This is a genomic window from Streptosporangium amethystogenes (assembly GCF_000721075.1).
In the GTDB taxonomy this organism is placed as follows: domain Bacteria; phylum Actinomycetota; class Actinomycetes; order Streptosporangiales; family Streptosporangiaceae; genus Streptosporangium; species Streptosporangium amethystogenes.
Genome location: NZ_JOEQ01000093.1, coordinates 1 through 3,358, shown reverse-complemented (window position 1 = coordinate 3,358; position 3,358 = coordinate 1). Strand labels below are relative to the sequence as shown.

Here is a 3,358-nt window from a genome sequence, read left to right as displayed (position 1 = left end):
CGAGGACATCTCACGGCTCGTCGGGCACCGGAACACGGTGGTCACGGAGACGGTCTACCGGAAGCAGATCCGGCTGGTGCTCATGCAAGGAGCCGAGGCGATGGACGACATCTTCGGGAGTCAGTCACCCACGTCCCGTTCCGAAGATCGGATACGGGGCGTTTCGGCTGGTGGGCACCACTTGGTTGGAATCAGTGACATCTCGCTTGTAATGCGATCAGAGCAGGGGCACGACCAGGGCGATATCGGCGTAGGCATACGGTCCACGACCGTCCACCATTGTCCGGCTCCGTCCGGGGTCGTTGTCACCCAGTTGGTCACTCAGCTACGAAACGCGGCCAGATGGCGCGGTAGCAATACGAAAGCCCCCAAGGGAGAGAAGAACACCGGAACTACGGCATCATCATGGGCAAGATCACCCCGTACGACGACCGCGAGGCGTGTCGAGCACCATGGCCGAGTCGCCGAAGTCGGCCACGATCTTGAGCTGACCTCCGAGCGCCGCTACGTAAGCAGCCAGGGTGGCCACTTCGCTGATCACTCCGCTCTCGATCTGTGAGATGCGGGCCTGTGACACGCCCATCGCCTGAGCGACATCCTCCTGCCGCAGGCCAAGCTTGCGTCTGGCTTCAGCGAGTCGGTAGGCGCGCTGGCGAGCTACGAGTCCATCGCGGAGTCGGGCAACCTCCTGCTCATCGCCGGGCTGGACAAGCTCAGCGCGCAGTTCCTCCCATGTCACCGCCTGATCACTCATTGCTCCCCCTCTTTGAGGTACCGGGCAAAGCGCACCTCTGCCGTCTTAATCGCCATGTCATACCAACCGCTCCAGTCGCCGGACTTGTCTCCCGCGACCAGGAACACAGCTTGACGCCAAGGGTCGAAGACGAAGAGCAGTCGCACCTCGCTCCGCCCGCTGGATCCAGGCCTCAACTCCTTGAGGTTACGGATGGTCGACCCTTGAAGCGTATCCACCAAGGGCCGCCCCAGACCGGGACCTTCCTCGGCGACCCGATCCAAGGCCGCAGCGATCAGCAAGAGCGTCTGCCGATCCACCTTCCGTAGCTCGTGAAGCCAGTCACGGACCTCTGGAACGATCACTATCTGCCAGTTCACTCAAGCATAATAAATTTCTTATGTTGATCCAAGAGGAGTTTTGGCAACTCAGCGTATCGACAACGTCACAAAATCTCCCTCATCTCCTGAGGCAAAGATCACGAGTGGCCCAGAGAAGGAACCCCGCCAGAGTCGCCCAAGCAGCCGGTTGCCCTCGGGCGGGACGCGATCGGAGGACCCCTCCATACCGACCGATCACGATGCGTGCGGGTGCGCCTTCGCTGTGTTCGCTCAACCCCGACCTGACCGAACGCTCCCGTCGAGGACACCTCACGCCTCGTCGATCATCGCAACGCGATCGTCACGGAGACTGCATCTCGTGAGTAGATCCGCCCGGCGCACCTACAGGTGCGGAGGTGTTAGAGCCTGCTGACAAAGGGATTTGGTGTGAGGTTTGGGTCAGCAGACCGCAGGGGTGTGGTCATCATTGGGTCGTTGACCCGCGAATGGGAGCGGGCTCCCGGTAGCGGGGCTTGATCGACAACGGAACGGCCAGTGGCGTTAGCGAGCCGGCACGGGTGGAGTTGTCGCCATCCACCGTTCCGATGTCGCTCAAGGCCCGGTCCCAACCCGGTCCGGCCTTCTCCTCAATGTGCTGGAGTGATCTACAAGCCGTTTCCCAGTACCGGGCCCTAGCCTCGTCACCGGCTCTCATATCTGGCGCGACAGGGCCAAGCTCGAAGACATCGGCAACGACGAGGAGAAGACATGGTCAGGCCAGAAGACGGCCAGTCGGTCGCCGCCGCACGGATCAGCGACTGCCTGCGAGACGGATCGGCCACCCTCGACCTGTCCCATCTCCGCCTGGAGACGATTCCCGAATCGCTCACCGCCCTCACTCATCTGACCGCACTCAACCTGCGCGTCAACAAACTGACGGTCCTGCCCGAATGGCTGGGCGACCTCACCGGCCTCACCTTCCTCGACCTGGGCTACAACGGGCTGACCTCTCCGCCCGAGTGGCTGGGCGACCTCACCGCCCTCACCACGCTCGACCTGAGCGGTAACGAGCTGACGGTCCTGCCCGAGTGGCTGGGCAACCTCACTCACCTGACCGAGCTCAACCTGTACGGTAGCGAGCTGACGGTCCTGCCCGAGTGGCTGGGCAACCTCACTCACCTGACCAGGCTCGATCTGTTCGGTAACGAGCTGACGGTCCTGCCCGAGTCGCTGGGCGACCTCACCGGCCTCACCTTCCTCGACCTGGGCGGTAACGAACTGACCGCCTTGCCCGAGTCACTGGGCAACCTCACTCACCTGACCGACCTCAACCTCTACGACAACAAGCTGACGGTCCTGCCCGAGTGTCTGGGTCACCTCACCGCCCTCACCACGCTCGACCTGAGCGGTAGCGAGCTGAGCCGTAGCGAGCTGACCGTCAACCGGCTGACTGTCCTGCCCGAGTGGCTGGGCAACCTCACCGCCCTCACCACGCTCGACCTGAGCAGTAACGAACTGACCGTCCTGCCCGAGTCACTGGGCAACCTCACTCACCTGACCGACCTCAACCTGTGCGGCAACCGGCTGACTGTCCTATCCGACGCGTTCCGCAACCTCACCGCCCTCACCAGGCTCGACCTGCGCTACAACAAGCTGACCGCTCTGCCGGAGTCGCTGGGCAATCTCACCGCCCTCAAAAAGCTCGACCTGAGCGGTAACTGGCTGACCACCCTGCCCGAGTGGCTGAGCGACCTCACCGCCCTCACCTTCCTCGATCTGAGCGACAACGAGCTGAGTGTCCCGCCCGAATCGTTGGAGAACCTCGCCGCCTTCCACGAGTTCCACCGGAACGGCTACCGGCTGACCTCCGGATGACAGCGGACTTGAGACGCAACGCTCTGTTACTTTGTGGCTGACCCGAAGCAGACAAAGCCTGCCCAAATCGTCCAGCAATCGTCACACAGAGCTGCTTTTCGGCTGCTGACACCGACCCGAGCGGGGGGCGGAACGGTAGATGGCGGCAACTCCCCCGTGTCGGCTCACTAACGCCACTGGCCGTTCCGTTGTCAATCAAACCCCGGGACCGACCAGGGCGAATACCGGCCCTGACCTGGGTGTATGGCCCACGACCGTCCATCGTTGTCCGGCCCTGTCCGTGGTCGTTGTCACTCAGGTTGTCACCCACGCCCACGCGTCTCCTGCCACCAGGGACTGTACGGTTTTCGGTGTAACTCCTGATCAAGGAGATACACCTGATGAGTACCGTGATTCAGGCATCTGCGGACACAGACCTGGAGGAAGCCGC

The 3,358-nt window shown here is 62.6% G+C and carries 3 protein-coding genes; 1 reads left to right on the top strand and 2 read right to left on the bottom strand.

All coding sequences use genetic code 11. From position 1 onward, the window contains the following. Window positions 1-415 precede the first annotated feature (415 nt). Both IG98_RS0143540 and IG98_RS0143535 read right to left on the bottom strand, forming a co-directional pair. Window positions 416-754, bottom strand: a complete 339-nt coding sequence (locus IG98_RS0143540; protein ID WP_030926336.1) for a helix-turn-helix domain-containing protein — start codon at window positions 752-754, stop codon at window positions 416-418. After that, on the bottom strand, window positions 751-1,113 hold the full coding sequence (locus IG98_RS0143535) for a type II toxin-antitoxin system RelE/ParE family toxin (protein ID WP_030926334.1): 363 nt from the start codon (window positions 1,111-1,113) through the stop codon (window positions 751-753). The genes IG98_RS0143540 and IG98_RS0143535 overlap by 4 nt, the downstream gene beginning before the upstream one ends. 708 nt (window positions 1,114-1,821) lie before the next feature. Between IG98_RS0143535 and IG98_RS0143530 the strand changes: the two genes are divergently transcribed. After that, window positions 1,822-2,928 carry a leucine-rich repeat domain-containing protein gene (locus tag IG98_RS0143530; protein ID WP_051753730.1) on the top strand — a complete coding sequence of 369 codons (1,107 nt, stop codon included), beginning with the start codon at window positions 1,822-1,824 and terminating at the stop codon, window positions 2,926-2,928. Window positions 2,929-3,358: the final 430 nt, after the last annotated feature.

Bases quoted from the DNA above. Each gene is read 5' to 3' on its own strand.
- IG98_RS0143530 (WP_051753730.1), top strand. From the start codon at position 1,822: ATGGTCAGGCCAGAAGACGGCCAGTCGGTCGCCGCCGCACGGATCAGC.
- IG98_RS0143540 (WP_030926336.1), bottom strand. From the start codon at position 754: ATGAGTGATCAGGCGGTGACATGGGAGGAACTGCGCGCTGAGCTTGTC.